This is a genomic window from Streptomyces sp. NPDC051907 (assembly GCF_040681075.1).
Lineage (GTDB): Bacteria > Actinomycetota > Actinomycetes > Streptomycetales > Streptomycetaceae > Streptomyces.
Genome location: NZ_JBFAYB010000043.1, coordinates 37,230 through 54,330, shown reverse-complemented (window position 1 = coordinate 54,330; position 17,101 = coordinate 37,230). Strand labels below are relative to the sequence as shown.

General features: G+C 72.8%; 13 protein-coding genes. 7 read left to right on the top strand and 6 right to left on the bottom strand.

What is annotated here, in order from left to right:
* The first annotated feature begins 96 nt into the window (after positions 1-96).
* Positions 97-1,458: a lysine 2,3-aminomutase gene (locus AB0M39_RS22390; protein ID WP_365366997.1), complete on the top strand. Its 1,362-nt coding sequence runs from the start codon at positions 97-99 to the stop codon at positions 1,456-1,458.
* 53 nt (positions 1,459-1,511) lie between these two features.
* Positions 1,512-3,071, top strand: a complete 1,560-nt coding sequence (locus AB0M39_RS22385; RefSeq protein ID WP_365366995.1) for an AMP-binding protein — start codon at positions 1,512-1,514, stop codon at positions 3,069-3,071.
* A 27-nt stretch (positions 3,072-3,098) separates the two neighbouring features.
* Here the strand turns inward: AB0M39_RS22385 and AB0M39_RS22380 are convergent, their stop codons facing one another.
* Complete coding sequence (locus tag AB0M39_RS22380; RefSeq protein ID WP_365366993.1) at positions 3,099-3,653, bottom strand: DM13 domain-containing protein; 555 nt, start codon at positions 3,651-3,653, stop codon at positions 3,099-3,101.
* Between the two features lie 206 nt (positions 3,654-3,859).
* On the opposite strand from AB0M39_RS22380, the gene AB0M39_RS22375 reads away from it, so the two are divergent.
* Complete coding sequence (locus AB0M39_RS22375; protein WP_365366991.1) at positions 3,860-4,414, top strand: GNAT family N-acetyltransferase; 555 nt, start codon at positions 3,860-3,862, stop codon at positions 4,412-4,414.
* 49 nt (positions 4,415-4,463) lie between these two features.
* Complete coding sequence (gene ligA / locus AB0M39_RS22370) at positions 4,464-6,575, top strand: NAD-dependent DNA ligase LigA (RefSeq protein ID WP_365366989.1); 2,112 nt, start codon at positions 4,464-4,466, stop codon at positions 6,573-6,575.
* Positions 6,576-6,975: 400 nt separating this feature from the next.
* Here the strand turns inward: ligA and AB0M39_RS22365 are convergent, their stop codons facing one another.
* Entirely contained in the window at positions 6,976-7,569 is a 594-nt protein-coding gene (locus AB0M39_RS22365) for a GNAT family N-acetyltransferase (protein ID WP_365366987.1), read from the bottom strand.
* Positions 7,559-9,634 (bottom strand): penicillin acylase family protein, encoded by a 2,076-nt coding sequence (locus tag AB0M39_RS22360; RefSeq protein WP_365366985.1) that lies wholly within the window; start codon positions 9,632-9,634, stop codon positions 7,559-7,561. The genes AB0M39_RS22365 and AB0M39_RS22360 overlap by 11 nt, the downstream gene beginning before the upstream one ends.
* A 104-nt stretch (positions 9,635-9,738) precedes the next feature.
* Between AB0M39_RS22360 and AB0M39_RS22355 the strand changes: the two genes are divergently transcribed.
* Positions 9,739-10,464 (top strand): siderophore-interacting protein, encoded by a 726-nt coding sequence (locus AB0M39_RS22355; RefSeq protein WP_365366982.1) that lies wholly within the window; start codon positions 9,739-9,741, stop codon positions 10,462-10,464.
* A 134-nt stretch (positions 10,465-10,598) separates the two neighbouring features.
* On the opposite strand, the gene AB0M39_RS22350 is transcribed toward AB0M39_RS22355, so the two are convergent.
* Positions 10,599-12,494 (bottom strand): Xaa-Pro dipeptidyl-peptidase, encoded by a 1,896-nt coding sequence (locus AB0M39_RS22350; protein ID WP_365366980.1) that lies wholly within the window; start codon positions 12,492-12,494, stop codon positions 10,599-10,601.
* Between the two features lie 274 nt (positions 12,495-12,768).
* On the opposite strand from AB0M39_RS22350, the gene AB0M39_RS22345 reads away from it, so the two are divergent.
* Both AB0M39_RS22345 and AB0M39_RS22340 read left to right on the top strand, forming a co-directional pair.
* Positions 12,769-13,257, top strand: coding sequence for a GNAT family N-acetyltransferase (locus tag AB0M39_RS22345; protein WP_365366978.1), 489 nt, complete (start codon positions 12,769-12,771; stop codon positions 13,255-13,257).
* Between the two features lie 139 nt (positions 13,258-13,396).
* Positions 13,397-13,843, top strand: coding sequence for a nitroreductase family deazaflavin-dependent oxidoreductase (locus tag AB0M39_RS22340; RefSeq protein WP_365367007.1), 447 nt, complete (start codon positions 13,397-13,399; stop codon positions 13,841-13,843).
* Positions 13,844-13,921: 78 nt separating this feature from the next.
* Here the strand turns inward: AB0M39_RS22340 and AB0M39_RS22335 are convergent, their stop codons facing one another.
* Positions 13,922-15,694, bottom strand: a complete 1,773-nt coding sequence (locus AB0M39_RS22335) for a PKD domain-containing protein (RefSeq protein ID WP_365366976.1) — start codon at positions 15,692-15,694, stop codon at positions 13,922-13,924.
* Between the two features lie 129 nt (positions 15,695-15,823).
* Positions 15,824-17,038, bottom strand: a complete 1,215-nt coding sequence (locus AB0M39_RS22330) for a hypothetical protein (RefSeq protein WP_365366974.1) — start codon at positions 17,036-17,038, stop codon at positions 15,824-15,826.
* Positions 17,039-17,101 lie beyond the last annotated feature (63 nt).

The window sequence follows — 17,101 nt, the reverse complement described above, 5'->3', positions numbered from 1 at the left end:
GTTCTAACCGTCCCCGTCGGCGGGACAGCCGGTCGAAGCGGCCGGCCGGGCGTTTTGCGCCGCGTGTCGGGGACTGCGGCGCCAAGGGGGATGACCATGCTTCACCAGCCGTATTCCTATGCGCGCAGAGAACTCGTGGAGCCGGACTGGAAACGGCTGCCGGGCTGGCGGGACGTCACCGACGAGGAGTGGCTCGACGTACGCTGGCAGCGCGCCCACTGCGTCAAGAACACACGGCAACTCAAGGCTGTGTACGGTCAGTTGCTGCCGGACTCGTTCTACCGGGACATCGACCGCGACCAGGCCGAGCTCGCCACGATGTCCTTGCTGCTGCCGCCTTACGTCCTCAATATGATGGTTCCCGACGCCATTCCGGACGCGGCGGCGATGTACACGGATCCGGTCCGCCGCCATATGCTGCCCGCTTTCTCCGACCGGGATCCTGAGTGGCCCTCGCATCCCTACGCCTCACGCGACTCGCTGCACGAGGCGGATATGTGGGCGGTCGAGGGGCTCACCCATCGCTATCCGACGAAAGTCCTCGCGGAACTCGTCTCCACCTGCCCGCAGTACTGCGGCCACTGCACCCGAATGGACCTGGTCGGGAATTCCACGCCCCAGGTTACGAAACTGAAATTCGCCGCACGACAGCCTGACCGGCTGAATGCGATGCTCCACTACATTCGCGACACCCCGGCGGTGCGCGATGTCGTGGTCTCGGGCGGAGACGTCGCCAACGTTCCCTGGCCCCGGCTGGAGCGATTCCTCGGGGAGCTGCTCGACATCGGCCACGTACAGGACGTACGACTCGCCTCCAAGGCGCTGATGGACCTGCCGCAGCACTGGCTGACCGCCGAGGCGCGCGGCTGCGTCGAGCGGCTGGCCAAGAGGGCGCGGGACCGCGGGGTCGCCCTGGCGATCCACACGCACGTCAACCACGCCCAGCAGGTGACCCCCCTCAACGCCGAGGCCGCCCAGACGATGCTCGACCTCGGCGTGCGCGATGTGCGCAACCAGGGCGTGCTGATGCGCGGAGTGAACGACTCCGCCCCCGCCCTGCTCGACGTCTGCTTCGCGCTGCTCGACGGCGCGGGCGTGCTGCCGTACTACTTCTACCTCTGCGACATGATCCCCAACGCCGAGCACTGGCGGATCGCGCTCCACGAGGCACAGGACCTCCAGCAGGCGATCATGGGCTATCTGCCGGGGTTCGCCACGCCGCGTCTCGTCTGCGACGTGCCGTTCGTCGGCAAGCGGTGGGTGCACCAGGCCGACGCGTACGACCGCGAACGCGGCGTCTCCTCCTGGACAAAGAACTTCCGCACCGCGCTGGAGCAGGGCGATGCGAGCGCCCTCGGCCGCCGCCACCACTACTACGACCCGTTGCGGACGCTCGGCGAGGAAGGCCGTCGCTGGTGGGCCGAGCAGAGCGCCGCCCCGCCGCTCGCCCACGTCTGACGCCCCGCCGCCGGCTCCCCCTCCAGACGACGAAGAAAAGGACACGTACCGCCATGCCCACTGCCTCCGCGCTCGCCGCGCTCGCCGCGCTCTCAACGGGTCCCGATGTCGTCGACGCGTTCCGGGAGGCGGCCCGGCGCCACCCCGACCGGCCGGCGATCGTGCACAACGGAACCACGCTGGACTACCGCGCCCTCGACGCGCTGGTCGCCGCCGTCGCCGTCCGGCTCGGGCCCCGCCCTGGCCCGGTCGCGGTGGCCGCCACGCGCACGCCGCACACGATCGCCGCCCTTCTCGGGGTGCTCGCGGCGGGCGGGACGTACTGCCCGATCGACCCCGAGTTCCCCGCCGAGCGCAGGGCCGCCCTCGCCCGGGCGGCCGGCTGCCGTATCGCCGTCGCCACCGCCGGAGCGTCACCCGTCGTGGACCTGCCCGTCCTCGACGTCGCGGAGGCGGCCTCGGCCGCGCGGCCGCAGGAGCCCGGCGGGCCTGAGGGGTCTGAGGCGCCCGAGGAGCCCATTGCCGTCTCGCCCGAGGACCCGGCGTACATCCTGTTCACCTCCGGATCCACCGGAGCGCCCAAGCCCGTCGTGACCCCGCGGCGCGCTATAGCCGCCGCCGTGGGCTCCCTGAGCGGATTCCTCTCCGTCGCGGCCGAGGACCGGGTGCTGCAGTTCGCCTCGCTCAACTGGGACACCTGCTTCGAGGAGATCCTGCCCGCACTCGCCGCCGGGGCGGCCCTCGTCATCGACGACGCCGCCCACGCGGGCTCGTTCGCCCGGTTCCTCGAGCTTCTCGACCGGGAGCGGATCACCCTCGCCGACCTCCCCACCGCCTACTGGCACGAGCTCGTCCACCACCTGGTGCGCGAGCGCCGCCCCCTGCCGCCGTCGCTGCGGACCCTCGTCATCGGCGGCGAGGCCGCCCACCCCGCCCGCCTGGCCGACTGGCGCACGCTCGACAGCGCGGGCGTACGGCTTGTGAACACCTATGGCTGCACGGAGACGACGCTGGTCACCCACGCGGTCGATCTGCACGGGCCGCACGCGCAGGAGGAGGCCGCGCCCGGTCCCGTGCCGATCGGCGGGCCGCTGCCGCACGTCGTCGAGCACCTCGGCCGCGACGGCGAGCTGCTGATCGGCGGCGACAGCGTCGCCCTGGGCTACCACGGGCAGCCCACCGCCACCGCGGAGCGCTTCCTCGTCCTGGGGGCCGCCGGCGGGCCGACGCGCTTCTTCCGCACCGGGGACCTGGTGCGCCGCGCCGAGGGCGGCGTCCTGTTCCACGAGGGGCGCGCCGACCACCAGCTCAAGGTCGCCGGCGTCCGCGTCGACCCGGGCGAGGCGGAGGCCCAGCTCGCCGCGCACCCGCAGGTGGCCGCAGCGGCCGTCGCCGGCCGCGTCCGCGACGGTCTGACCAGCCTGGCCGCCTACGTCGTCGCCGTGCCCGGAGCGGACCCCGACGCCCTGCCCGGCGACATCCTCGCCTACCTGCGCCAGCGCAGCCCGCGCCATCTGATCCCCGCCCGGATCGTCGTCGTGCCCCGGCTCGTCCACACGACCAGCGGGAAGGTCGACCGCAGGCGGCTCGCCGAACTCGACGAGGCCGGCTGAGCGGACGGCCGGGCGAGGGGGGACGCGTCAGGCGCGGTGGAGCTCCGCCGCGCCGAAGGAGACGTCGAAGCGGTCGCACCAGATGGACACGCTCGTGTACGCGTCCAGGGCGAGGCCGGCGGGCAGGGCGTAGTTCTGGTCGCCCTTGTTCCCCTTGAGCTTGCCGAGCCTGACGTGCTTCCCGTCGTCGAAGACGTGCCACCCGTCCTTTCCGTCGACGACGGCGGCGTCGGTGATCAGCACCCGCAGGTCCGGGCCGTTGCTGGTCTCGAGGTTCTCCAGCCGCAGCACCCGGGAGCCGTCCGCGAGAGCCAGGATCTTCACCGAGCCGGTGGTCTCGTGCTCATGGCTGATCAGCTCGCCGGAGGCCAGCGTCCGCGGCGCCGAGGGCTTCGCGGACTCGGCCGGGTCGTTCGCGCCGGGGTCGGAGACGGCCGTGGGCAGCTCGTCCCGCACGGTCTCGTCGACCCAGAGCTTCCACGGCTGGAACCAGTACAGCCCCACGACGGCCGCCGCCACCGCGAGCGCCAGCACCGCCACGGTCCACGGTCTGCCCGGCCATCTGCGTACGCGTCCCACCATCGTCTCCTCACACCCGCCCTGTTCTGCGCTTCTTTCCTTCAATTCAACGTCATGCGGGGCGCGGAAGCACCGTCTGACCTGGTGACGAAAGTCTTACGCCGAAGGTGCGCGCATCCCGGGGCCGTCCGCGGGGACGGGGAACTCGCTCGCGCGTCTGGGAAGATCGGCAGCGTCGCCTGTCGGGGAAGCAACGGGGAGAGCCGTCGATGACCGTCGTACTGCGCGTGGCCGCCACGCCGTCCCAGCCCGCGCTGCTGCTGCGCCCCTGGCACGAGGGGGACTTGGACGCGCTGGTCGAGGCGCACCTCGACCCGCTGATACGCCGGTTCACCAGGGCCGGCGTGGAGAGCCGGGAGGACGCTGTGCGCTGGCTGGAGATCCGCCGGCACGGCTGGGACACGGGGGAGTACCTGGGCTTCGCCGTGCTGGAGGACCTGGGCGCCGACGGGGAGGGCGCCCTGGTGGGCAACACGGCGCTCAAGCGGCCTGGTCTTTCGGCGCCGGCTGCCGAGGTCGGCTACTGGACCAGCCCGGCCGCCCGCGGCCGGGGCGTGGCGGTGCGGGCGCTGGAGGCGGTGACGGGGTGGGCGTTCGACGCCTTCGCCGACGAGGGACTCGAACAGCTGGAGCTGCTCCACCAGGTGGACAACGTCGCCTCCTGCCGCGTCGCCCAGAAGTGCGGCTACGCCTATGAGACGACGCTGGCCCCGCACCCCCCGTTCCCCCTGGAGGGCCACCTCCATCTCCGCAAGGCCCGCTGAGGCCGTCGGCCGCAGGCCGTTGTCAGTGGTGGGCGGCAGTATGAGAGCCATGACGACTTCATCTGCCGCTCCTGCCGCTCTTGCCGCCGCCGCCGTGATCGAGGACGCCTCGGCCTACGCCCAGGCGGTCGAGACCGCGACCAAAGCAGCCGCCGCGTACTACGCCGCCGGCGAGAGCCCGCTGGACGACGACGCCTATGACCGTCTGGTCCGCGGCATCGAGGCGTACGAGAGATCGCACCCCGATGAGGTGGCCGCCGAGTCGCCTACGGGGAAGGTGGCGGGCGGCGCGGCCGTCGGGGACGTGCCCCACACCGTACCGATGCTGTCGTTGGACAACGTCTTCTCCGCCGAGCAACTGGTCTCCTGGGCCGCCTCCCTGGAACGGCGGATAGGCCGGCCCGTCGAGCAGTGGAGCGTGGAGCCGAAGCTGGACGGCCTCGCGATAGCGGCGCGCTATCACGAGGGCCGGCTGGCGCAGTTGGTCACCCGCGGCGACGGGAGCGCGGGCGAGGACGTCTCGCACGCCATAGGCGCCGTCGTCGGACTGCCCGACCGCCTCGCCGAGCCTGTCACGCTTGAGGTGCGCGGCGAAGTCCTGATGACCGAGGAGCAGTTCGAGAGCGCCAACGCGGCCCGGACCCAGCACGGCGGCGCGCCGTTCGCGAACCCGCGCAACGGCGCGGCCGGCACGCTGCGCGCCAAGGACCGCGAGTACACCGTGGAGATGACGTTCTTCGGCTACGGCGCCCTGCCGACGCCCGCCTCCGACGACGCTCTCGCCGAGAATCTCCGTACGTGGCCGCACAGCCGGCTGATGGTCTATGTCTCGAGCCTGGGCGTGCGCACCGCGGAGACCACCGAGGTCGCCCCTCGCACCGTCGCGACGGTCGCCGAGGTGCAGGCGCGCGTCGAGGAGATCGGCGCGCTGCGCGCCCAGTTGCCGTTCGGCATCGACGGCATCGTCGTCAAGGCGGACCTCGCCGCCGACCAGGCGGAGGCCGGCTCAGGCTCGCGCGCCCCGCGCTGGGCCGTCGCGTACAAGCTGCCCGCCGTGGAGAAGGTCACCACCCTGCTCGACGTGGAGTGGAACGTGGGGCGGACCGGCGCGATCGCGCCCCGCGCGGTGCTCAGGCCCGTGGAGATCGACGGCTCGACCGTCTCCTATGCCACGCTGCACAACCCCGCCGACATCACCCGACGCGATCTGCGCATCGGCGACCAGGTGATGGTCTACAAGGCGGGCGACGTCATCCCGCGTATCGAGGCGCCCGTGGCCCATCTGCGCACCGGGGACGAGAAGCCGATCGTCTTCCCCGAACAGTGCCCGCAGTGCGGCTCCGAGATCGACACCTCCGAGCAGCGCTGGCGGTGCGTGCGCGGACGGAACTGCCGGCTCGTGGCCTCCGTCTCGTACGCCGCCGGGCGCGATCAGCTCGACATCGAGGGCCTCGGCGCGACGCGGGTCGTCCAGCTCGTCGACGGCGGCCTGGTCAGCGACTTCGCCGATCTGTTCGGTCTGACCCGCGGGCAGCTGCTGGACCTGGAGCGGATGGGCGAGACGAGCACCGACAACCTCCTGGCCGCGATCGAGGGGGCGAAGACGCAGCCGCTGTCCCGGGTGTTCTGCGCGCTCGGCGTGCGCGGCACGGGCCGGTCCATGTCGCGCCGCATCGCCCGGCACTTCGCGACGATGGAGCACATCCGCGCGGCCGACGCGGAGGCGCTCCAGCGGGTGGAGGGCATCGGCGCGGAGAAGGCCAAGACGGTCGTCGCCGAGCTCGTCGAGCTGTCGCCGCTGATCGACCGGCTGATCGCGGCGGGCGTCAATATGACGGAGCCGGGCGCGACCCCGCCGGCGGACCCGGAGAGCGCCGGCGAGGAGGGCGCCGCCGAGGCGGGCCCGCTGGACGGCATGAGCGTCGTGGTCACCGGCGCGATGACCGGTGCGCTGGAGAAGCTCTCCCGCAACGAGATGAACGAGCTGATCGAGCGGGCGGGCGGCAAGTCCTCCTCCAGCGTCTCCAAGCGCACCGCGCTGCTGGTCGCCGGCGAGAACGCCGGATCGAAGAGGGAGAAGGCGGAGCAGCTGGGCACCCGCATAGCCACGCCGGACGAGTTCGCGGCCATCGTGGCGGACTACCTCGACACGGCTCTCTGACGGGCGTCGCGTCACGGCACGTGCGACGGCCTCGCGCCACGGCCCTCTGACGGGCCTCGCGCCACGGGCAGGCGCCATGGCCCTCAGCGCCTCGCGCCACGGCACGTGCGACGGCCCGCGTGACAGCCCTCTGACGGGCGTCGCGTCACGGCCCGCTGACCGGCCTCGCGCGACTGGCCCTCCGACGGGCCTCGCGTCACGGCCCGCGCGACCGGCCCTCCGACCGGCCTCGCGCTATGGCCCTCTGGCCGGCCTCGCGCCACGGCCTGCACCACGGCCACGTGCGACGGCCCGCGTGATCGCCCTCTGGCCAGCCTTGCGCGAGGGCACGAGCGAGGGCACGCGCCACGGCCCCGGTCCGCCTCGCAGACCGGGGCCGTCGCCGAGGCGCCGGGGCCGGTCAGCCGGCCATCGCCAGCAGCTGCTCACGGGTGAGGAAGGCCAGCCGCGCCCGCTTCTCCGGCTTGTCGATCTCCTCGCCGAGAACGAAGCCCAGCCGGACCATGCGCTCGATCGCCTTGCCGTTGCCGGCGTCCGGCTCGGCCACCACGCGCAGATGTCCTGGGTCCGCCAGCACGAAGTACAGGAACGCGGTCACCAGCTGCCCGGTGAAGCCGGACTCCCCGCCGCCCTCGGCGGGCGCGATCAGCAGGTGGAAGCCGACGTCTCCGGGCAGCACCTCGTAGCACTCGCCGACGGGGTCGGCAGCCGGCTCGTACGTCTGGAAGAGCGCGACCGGCTCGTCGTCCCGGTAGACGAGGAAGGCGTGGTGGGTGGAGAGCGAGTCGACGTACTCGTAGATCTCGCGGACCTGCTCGCGGGTGTGGCCGAGCATGCCCCAGAACCTGGCGTGCTCCTGTGTGACCCAGCCGTGGACCACGTCGACGTCGAAGTCGTCGGCGGGGTCCAGCGGCACGATCCGGACGGCGCCGAAGCCCTCGACGACCTGCACGTGCACGGCCTCGCGGACGAGGGCGGGGGATTCAGAAGGCATGGTTCTCCTCGGTCATTCTGTTCCAATCGGTGATCACGGGGACGAGCTCTCCCCGCAGCCACAGCGGCAGCTGGTCGCGCCGGTGGGCGTCGCCGGGCACGCCGGACGCTCCGAGCGGCACCACCCACAGGCTGTCCTCGCGCCGCGCGAGATCCCACACATAGCGGGCCGCGGGCCCGCGCGCGCTGAGGTCGGTGAGCCCCGGGACGCTCGACGTGGACAGCACGCAGTCCTGGTCCCCGGAGAGCCCCGGCCACTGCTCGCCGCTCGAGTCGGGCAGCGCCTGCCACGGCGCGAGCCGGTGCCGCTCGCCCCAGGTCTGGGCCGGCCCGTCGGCCGCCGCGGCGCCCACGGCCGCCTCCTCGAGGGCGGCCCGCAGCTCCGCGGCGCGGTCGATCGCCTCGTCGACGGCCGGGACGGCCCCGGGCGTGAGCAGCCCCTCCAGCGCGAAGGCGACCCGGGGGAGCAGGCCCAGCCACGGCTGGAAGACCGCGGGGTACGCGGGGGGCTCGGCCAGGCCCGCGAACACGGGGTGAGCCGCCAGACGGCGGGCGAGCGCCGACCGCACGTCCGCGTAGGCCGCGGCGTCGGTGCTCTCGGCGTCCATCCGGCGGTTCCAGCGCAGCAGCCGGTCCCGCAGCTGGGCCGCCTCGTCGGTGAGCCCGGTCAGCTGGGGCAGCAGCTCCAGCAGCGGCCGGGCGGAGGCGACCTGGGTATCCATGTGGACGGCCGTGATCCGCTCCGCCGACCAGTCGGTCCGCTCGTCGAGCAGCTGCTTGATGCGGGCCGCCCGGTGGGGCGGCGCGAACTCGACGCCCAGCGGGCCGGCGATGCCGCGCTGGTTGGCCATCACGGCCACGCCGTCGACCTTCTCGCGGGGCGTCTCGTGCCAGCCGTTCCACTCGTGTCCCGGCGTCCAGGCGGGCACGACGCGCAGCCGGTTGTCCCGGTGCCGCACGGGCACCCGGCCGGCGACGCGGTGCAGCAGCCCGCCCTCGGTGTCCGCGGCCTGGACGACGTTGACGGGCTCGGCCCACTGGTCGAAGGCTCTGTCGACGTCGGCGACGGTCCGCGCCCGCAGCAGCGCGGGCAGCGCCCCGAAGCCGAGGTCCGCGGTCACCCGGGGCGGATAGCGCAGGCTGACGGCCGCCTCCTCGTCCACCCCGCCGATCACGACGGGCCCGCGCTCGGTCTCGACGATCTCGACCTCGACGGGCTCCTGGCCCGCCACCTCGACGGTCTCGGTGTGGACGGAGGCGGGCCGCCAGCCGTCCGGTCCCAGCGCCTCGACCTGCGCTCCGGTGCGCCGCAGCCGCTCGCGGTAGAGGTCCTGGTAGTCGGCCATGGCGTTGGTGATGGCCCACGCCACGGCGCCGGTGTGGCCGAAGTGGGCGATGCCCGGGACGCCGGGGACCGCGAGGCCCACCACGTCGAACTCCGGGCAGACCAGGTGGATCTGCTGGTAGATGCCCGGGTCCTCGATGAAGCGGTGCGGGTCGCCCGCGATCAGCGGCGCGCCCGTGGCGGTGCGCTCGCCGGTGACCAGCCAGCCGTTGCTCCCGGACGTGCCGGGCCCGTCGGTGGCGAAGAGCTCGATCGCCTCGTCGCCGAGCGCGCGGGCGACCTCCTCGCGCCACAGCTTGGTGGGGAACCCGGCGAACAGGATGTGCGTCGCGAGCCAGATGCCCAGCGGCGCCCACGGTTCCCACGGCTTGGGCGTCAGCCCGGCGGCCGCGAACTCGGGCGAGCGGCGCGCGCCCTCGGCGAGACCTGCGTTGACCCCGTCGACGTACGCCTTGATCCAGGAGGCCGTATCCTCGTCGAGGTTCTCGAAGCAGCGCCGGGCGGTGTCGTCCAGCCGCGACTGGCGGGCGAACCGGTCCCAGGGCAGGGCGTCCTCGCCCAGGAAGGCGGCCGACGTCCCCTGCGCGCGGCGCCGGTCGACCTCGATCTGCCAGGCTCGGTCCACGGCCGTGGTCCGTCCCTGGGCGAAGGCGAGGTCAGCCGCGCTGTCCGCCTTGATGTGCGGGATCCCCCAGGCGTCCCGGTAGATCTCTGTGCTCACTCTGCTCCCCGACTCTTTTAGGTTAGGCTGGCCTAACTTAAGGGACGGCTGTCCGGGACACAATCCAGGGGTCTCGGAGCCGGGGTCTGGGGAGGAAGAACGCCGTGGGGCATGGCTGGGAGGGCGTCGTCCTCAAACTGATGCGGGGCAAGGACTTCGAGTTCACCGTGACCGGAGCCGAGGACGTCACCGAGCATTTCCGGCGGGTGCACTTCACCGACGGCGGCATGCTCGCCCTGACCGGCGTGCACCCCACCATGTGGGTCCGCGTCTGGTTCGAGAACGGCGGAAAGCCGCACCAGCGCGCCTACACCCTGGTGGACGCCGACCCGGCCGCAGGAACGTTCAGCCTGGAGTTCGCCCTGCACGCGGGCTGCGCGAGCGACTGGGCGCGCAAGGCGCAGCCGGGCGACAAGGTCGAGGCGACGCTGCAGGGCACCGGCTTCGCGGCGCCCGAGCCGCTGCCCGAGCGGCTCTTCGTGGTCGGCGACCCGGCCTCGCTGCCCGCGATCAACTCCCTGCTCGACGCGCTGCCGCAGATCCCGGCGACGATCTGGTTCGAGACGTCCCACGACTCGGACGAGAACCTGCCGCTGCGCCTGGACTCCGACCACCACGAAGTGCGCCGCGTGCCCCGCCGCGACGCCGGCGCGCAGCTGGTCGGCGAGGTGAAGTCCGCGCTGCCGGGCCTGCTCGGCGACGCGTCGGGCGCGTACGTCTGGATCGCCTGCGACACCACGACGACGCGCGCGCTCACCTCGTATGTGCGCAAGGACCTCGCGCTCCCCAAGGACCGGGTGAACGCGCTGGGCTACTGGCGCGCCGCCTGAGCCCGGGAGCCGATGAGCCCTTGAGCTCTGGAGCCAGGGGGGGCGCCCGCGCCGGCCCCCGCCTGGGCTCAGGCTGCCCGACGCGGGGGCGGCGTCGGCGCCGCCCCCGCATCGTCCGGCCGTGGCGCCGCCGGCTAGCGGCCGACCGGCAGGGTCACGCTGCTGACCCCGCTGCGTACCGTCATCGTCGTGCCCGCCGGATAGCGCAGCGTGTAGTCGTGGTCCGTCGAGATCAGGACCACGCCCAGCCGGTGGCCCTTCTTGAAGACGTAGTCCTGCGGCTGCATGCCCCACTCCAGCCGGTACTCGCGTCCCTCCACGACCTTGTCCTGCCGCGCGGGGGAGTTCCGGTTGCGGGCGTCCAGCCAGCCACGGGAGACGATCTTGAAGTCGGCGGTCTCGGTGCGGTGCCTGGTGCGGTACGCGCAGCCCGTGTCGCCGGGGATGCCCTCGCCGTAGCAGATCTGCTGGGAGGTGTCCGCGACCGTGCCGGCCGTCGCGCGGGTGTCCCTGCCGTAGTCGACCAGCAGTGCCGTCACATAGGGGGACGTGCCGGCCAGCGAGGCCCGTACCGACACCTCGGGGACGCCGTTCACCCGCAGATCCCTCGGCAGCGCGCCGGTCGTGTACGCGAGCCGGCTCGCCTTGGCCGCGTCCGGATCGGCCGCGAGCTGCTCGGCCGTGAGCGTGCGGCCCGCGTCCGTCAGCGACTGCTTCGCCGGTCGCCCGGGAAGGGGCGACAGGCCGCCCTCGTTGAGCCGCAGCGTGAGGTCCCTGGTGCCGCGAGCGGGCCAGTCGGACTGCTGGCGCCAGCTGAAGTCCGCCTGCTCGACCTCGACGGGCGGCGCGTCCAGCGCCCCGTTGTCCAGGCCGTAGAGCCAGTAGTCGAACCACTGGTGGAGCTGGCGCAGCCACTCCTCCATCCGCAGCGGCATAGGATTGACGTGGCCTGCCTGGTGCAGCCACATCTTGCGCGGCACGTCGTGCTTCTTCAGCGCGTCCCACAGCCGGCCGAAGTGCTGCGTCTTGACGTTCCAGTCGTTGCCGCCGTGGACCGCGAAGACTCCGGCCTTGATCTTGCGGGCGTCCTTGAGGTAGTCGCGCTCCGCCCAGAACGGGCTCCAGTCGCCGCTCACCCGGTCCTGCTCGGCGGTCAGCGCGTCCAGGACCGGCTTGCAGACCTCGCGGTCGGCGCGGCTGTAGACGCCCTTGGCGAGGATGTCGGTGTCCTCGCCCTGGTAGCCGCCCGGCGCCACGACCCCGCCGTTCGCGCGGTAGTAGTCGTACCAGGAGGAGATCCCGGAGATCGGCACGATCGCCTTGAGGCCCTCGACCCCGGTCGCCGCGACAGCGGTGGGCAGCGTCCCGTTGTACGAGATCCCCATCATCGCCGCGTCGCCCGTCGACCAGGCCGCCCCGACCGGCCTGCCGTCGAGGTCCCAGCCCCGGGCCCGGCCGTTCAGCCAGTCGACGGCCGCCTTCGCGCCGAGGGTCTCGTTGCGCCCGCCGGACGTCGGGCAGCCGGTCGAGCCGCCGGTGCCGACGCTGTCGACCTGCGCGACCGCGTACCCGCGCGGAATGAAGTAGTTGTCCGTGTACCCGGGGAAGGCGACGGAGGGCCCGACCAGGCCCGGCAGCCGCTGGTCGGCCGTGAGCCGCTTGCCCGCGGGCAGCCCGTCCTCGTCCAGGTCCACCTCGTGGAACGGCACATCGTTGCCGCCGCCCCAGTACGGACTCGCCTCGATGATCGTGGCGACCTTCAGCCCGGCGTCCGTCGCCTTGGGCCGCAGGATCCGCATCCGTACGGTGTCCCGCCTGCCGTCGTGGTCGCTGTCCGTCTCGGTCTCGACGTCCACCTGCTGCGACACCGCGTCGGCGCGGGAGAAGGCGGGCTCCGTGCGATTGTCGACGATCTTCAGCGCGGGGCCGTCGGCCTGCGCCGCCGGCGCCGGCAGGACCGCCGTCAGGGAGGCCGCCAGAACGGTCGTGCCCAGCCTGCGAACCGTGCGTACAACGGTGGGTCTCGCCATCGTGCCTCCAGGGCCCGGGAAGTGACGATCACGCGGGGGAGCGCAGCGCACATTCCACCGTGCGAGCCCTGTCCGGCGCCAGACCGCAACTCCCGCCGCACGCACCTCAGGTGGCGAGGAGCCATCCCTCGCCGCATGGGTGCGGACCCGCGCCGGCCGGTCCCGCTCACCCGAAAGAGCGGCGGCCGACCTCCCCCCGTCTGTCCCTTCTGGGACCGCTGGGACCCCGCTGCCGCATTTCGCCGAGGGGACGGCGGCGGGTCATACTCTCCGCATGACTTCGCGCAGGACAGGGAGGGGCCGCGGCCGGGAGGCCGTGCGGATCCGCCGGGCGACCGCGCGCGACGCCAAGCGGCTCACCCGTCTGGTGCGCGGCTCCCGTGCCTACGAGGGCCCGTACGCGCCGATGGTCGCCGGGTACCGGGTGGGCCCCGACTACATCGAGGCCCACCGGGTCTTCCTGGCCGCCGACGACACCGACCGGCTGCTCGGCTTCTACTCCCTGGTGCTCGCCCCGCCGGAGCTGGACCTGATGTTCGTGGCGGACGAGGCGCAGGGGCTGGGCGTCGGCCGCGCCCTCGTCGAGCACATGACCGGCGAGGCCCGCGCGGCGGGCGTCTCAGGCGTGCGCGTCGTCTCGCACCCGCCCGCAGAGGGCTTCTACCGCAGCGTCGGCGCGGAGCGCGTCGGCACGGTGACCGCGAACCCGCCGGCCGTGATGTGGGACCGCCCCGAACTGCTCATCCCGATTCGCGACCGCTGACCTCGGCGAGGGCGGGGCGAGGCGGGGCGGAATCGGCCAAGTAAGCGACGGAGCCGCGCTGCCGGGAATGCCGTCCGGGCCGACGGCGTTGAGCCTGCCGCACTGGCTTCCGACCACGCCGAAGAATGGGATGGACGACATGCCTCTGGAAGGCGAGTACGAGCCGAGCCCGGAGAAGTGGGTGCGCGACCAGGTCGCGCTCTTCGAGGGCTCGGGCGGCGTCAAGGGAACGACGATCATGGGCAAGCCCGTCATCGTCATGACCACCCTCGGCGCCAAGAGCGGCAAGATCCGCAAGAGCCCGCTGATGAGGGTGGAGCACAAGGGGGCGTACGCCGCGGTCGGGTCCGTGGGCGGCTCGGCCAAGAACCCCGTCTGGTACTACAACCTCCTGGCGCATCCCCGCGTGGAGCTGCAGGACGGCCCGGTGCGCCAGGACATGACGGCCCGTGAGGTGACCGGCGAGGAGAAGGCCGAGTGGTGGGCGCGCGCCGTCGAGGCCTTCCCCAACTACGCCGAGTACCAGAAGAAGACGGAGCGCGAGATCCCCGTCTTCGTTCTGGAGCCGGTGGCCGAGGGCGAGTGACCCCGCCCTCGACCCGGTGAGCCACTGAGCCATTGAGTCGGTGAGCGGCCCGGGGGCCCGGGGTTCGGACGCGGCCCGTCAGCGTGCGGCGCGCACCTGGACGGGCTGCGTCGCCTCGGCCAGCGCCCGGCTGCCGTCGGGCGCTGTGATCACCAGACGCGGCAGATACGGCCCCTCACGGTCGAAGACATGGGTCGTGGTCGCCTCCGCCGTCTCCTGCCGGGTGCCGTCGCCGAAGTACCAGTGGTAGCGGTGCCCGGCGGCGGGCGCTGTGCCGTCGACGGTCGCGCTGAGCCGCACCTCGCGGTCCAGCCGCGCGTCCCCGGGCGCCGCGAGCACCGCCTGCGGCCCGCCGGGCGGCAGCGCGAACCAGCGGCGCAGGCTCGGGTTGAGCAGGAAGGACTCGGCGTACTGCCGGGCCCCGGCGATGTCCGGATGGGCGACGGCCGCGGACAGGCACTGCACCGGGGTGGCGCTGAGCTCCGGGCAGGCCTTGGCGCGCAGCGGGTACACCGGGTCGGTGAACGGAGTGTTCCAGACCATGGTGTGCCGGGACAGCACGGCGTTGTCGACGTTGAACAGGCCGTCGGCCGCGACCGCGTACGGACCGTCGGCGGACGCGGCGTTGGCCGCCTCGGCCGCCTGCCGGTACGCCTCGTTGGCCAGCTGGGTGTACTGCTCGTACCGGTCGGACACCTGGCCGAGCGCGCCCTTGCAGCCCGCCAGGCGCGCCCCGGTGACCCCCGGAGTCGAGCAGGTCTTCACCGGGATCGGGGAGCTGCTGCGGCTGAGCGCGTAGTAGAAGTCGGCGACGAGGACCTTCGGCCGGCCGGGCAGGGAGTGCGCCTTCTCGATGGCCGCCTGCATGCCCCGGCCGCCGTACCCGACCTTCGCTCCGCTGAAGTACGGGACGTCCTTCGCCGGGTTCTCCGGCGCCGCGCCGACGCCCGAGCACTCGCGCCGCACCGCTTCGGGCAGGTTCCTGGAGCCCGGGGTGATGCCGACGCCGACGCCGAAGAACGGGTCGAGGTCGTTGATGCAGCCGTTGATCACCACCAGGTCGAGGCCGTACCTGCCGGCCCGTGCCTGCGCGCCCGCCCGCTCCAGCTGGCAGAAGACGTCCGGCGCCTGCTGGGTGACCTCGCCGAACTCCATCTCCCCGTCGCCGTCCGGGTCCTGCTTCTCCGTGCCCCGCAGACAGGCCGAGTCGTCGTTCCCGGCGGGGATGCCGGGTGCGTCCAGCACCGCGCCCGAGATCGAGTAGTCCATGTTCTGATGGCCGCGTCCGGTCGCCCGGCCGAGCAGCTGCCCGGTCAGATAGGGGAACTTCTGGTCGTGCTCCAAGCCCTGCCCCCAGACGACGGAGTCGCCCACGGAGGCCACGCGCACCGGGTCGCAGCCGCGGCTGACCGTGTCGCGCCACACCGTGCCGTACCGGCCGGGCTCGTCGTCCGGGTCCGAGGGCAGCACCCGGGCGTCGAACTCGAGCGCGGTCTCGGCCTCGGGCACCCGGTCGAAGGGGATGCTGAACTCGCCGCCCGACGCGTTCGCGCTCATCGCGACCCGCCCTCCGGCGAGCTGCTCCTTCCCGGATCGCACACGCCACTCCACCGTGGCCCCGGACTTCGCCGCACCGGGGTCGTAGACCAGCACCCGGCCGCGCACCGGCCCGCTGCACACCGGATTGGGCGTCAGGTCCACGTCCAGGACGAGGGGGTACGCGGAGGACGCGAAGGCGGCGGCCTCCGCCCCCGCCGCGTCCGCCGCGGCCGGTAATCCGGCGATCGTCTGGCTGAGGAGGGCTGCGCTCGCCGCCGCCGGTATGAACCATCGTGACCAGGTACTTCTCACGTCAACACCCCTGTTCCGTCTGCTGTTTGAGTCGATCATGACAGCCGGAAAAGGGGTGCCGAGCACGCCGAACGGGCAGTGCGGAGTGAGACTGATCACTTACCCACAGTTACCTGTGGGGGCGAGTCGTCAGCAGTCGTCCACGCCGGGGAGCTTGTTGTCCGGCGAGCTCATGAAGATGTTGGAGACATAGCCGCCGTACTGCGGGAGATAGGCCCACCATTCGTTGGTGTACGGGGGCACGGAGACGACCTCGCCCCGCTTCTGGCAGCCGACCAGCACCTCCACTCCGTCGGGGAGCTTGGTGCGCGACCGGGAGCCGGTGGTCGCGTCGTCGCGGACGTTGACGCCGGAGCTCCAGGTGCCGAACCACTTCCCCGCCGGGCGCGTACCGCCCGGCACGGTGAGCGAGCGCGTCAGCCGGCCCAGGTCGGTGTACGCCTTTCCGTACGACGTCTTGGCGGGATGCAGGGTGAACACGGCGACGATGGACCGGTCGCCCGGGCCGACCGTGCCGGTGGTGTGGAGCGCGGGCCGCGCGAGGTCGACGTCCGCCGCCGCAGCGGCCGCGGCCTCCTGGGCGGGGGAGGCGTCGGGGGAGGCGTTCGAGGCGGGGGTCTTCGAAGCTGAGGTCTTCGAGGCGCCCGCCTGGGCGGCGCCCTCGGGTCCGCAGGTGCCCGTCGCCCCGAAGCCCGACCAGCCCTGCTTGACCGCCCAGGGGCGGTCGAAGGCCCCGGCGATGCCGAAGTGCTGGTCGAACTTGTCCGAGGCGCAGCGCGTCGACTGGCGCAGATTCCCCATGATGAAGTCGCGTACGGGCGCGGGCGCGGTGTCCAGCAGGTACCGGTAGATCTTCACCGTGTCCCGGGCGGACAGAGCCGTGTAGCCCCAGTAGCCGGGGTAGCCCGCGGGCGGCCCGGCGGTGTCCGTCAGGCCGAGCCGGGAGGCCATCCGGGTGATGACGGCGGAGCCGCCGCCCGCGCCCCAGTAGTAGCTGGCCGCGTCGTCCTCGCTGCTGCGCAGCATGGCGTTCAGCCGGGTCCGGTCGGCGGCCGGGATGCTGTAGTCGGGGCCCCTGTTCCACAGAAAGTCCAGTGCGAGCAGCAGTTTGACCACGGAGGCCGACCGGAACTGCGTGCTCGCGTTCACCTGCTCGGTGAACGCGCCGGTCTGCCGGTCGAAGACGGCGACGCCCGCCGTCACCCCCGGCGGTACCACGGCGCTCGCCGCGGCGGGGGCCGCAGCGGCGGCGGGCTCGGCGCCGGGGACGGCGGCGGCGGTGGTGGCAGCGACCGACAGCAGAGCGACGGTCGTGGCGAGAGCGAGACGGGTGCGAAAGGCCATGTGTTCCCCCGAGTCAGGTGGTCAGCGCGGGCATCACGTTAGATACCCGGCTGCCCTGGCCGC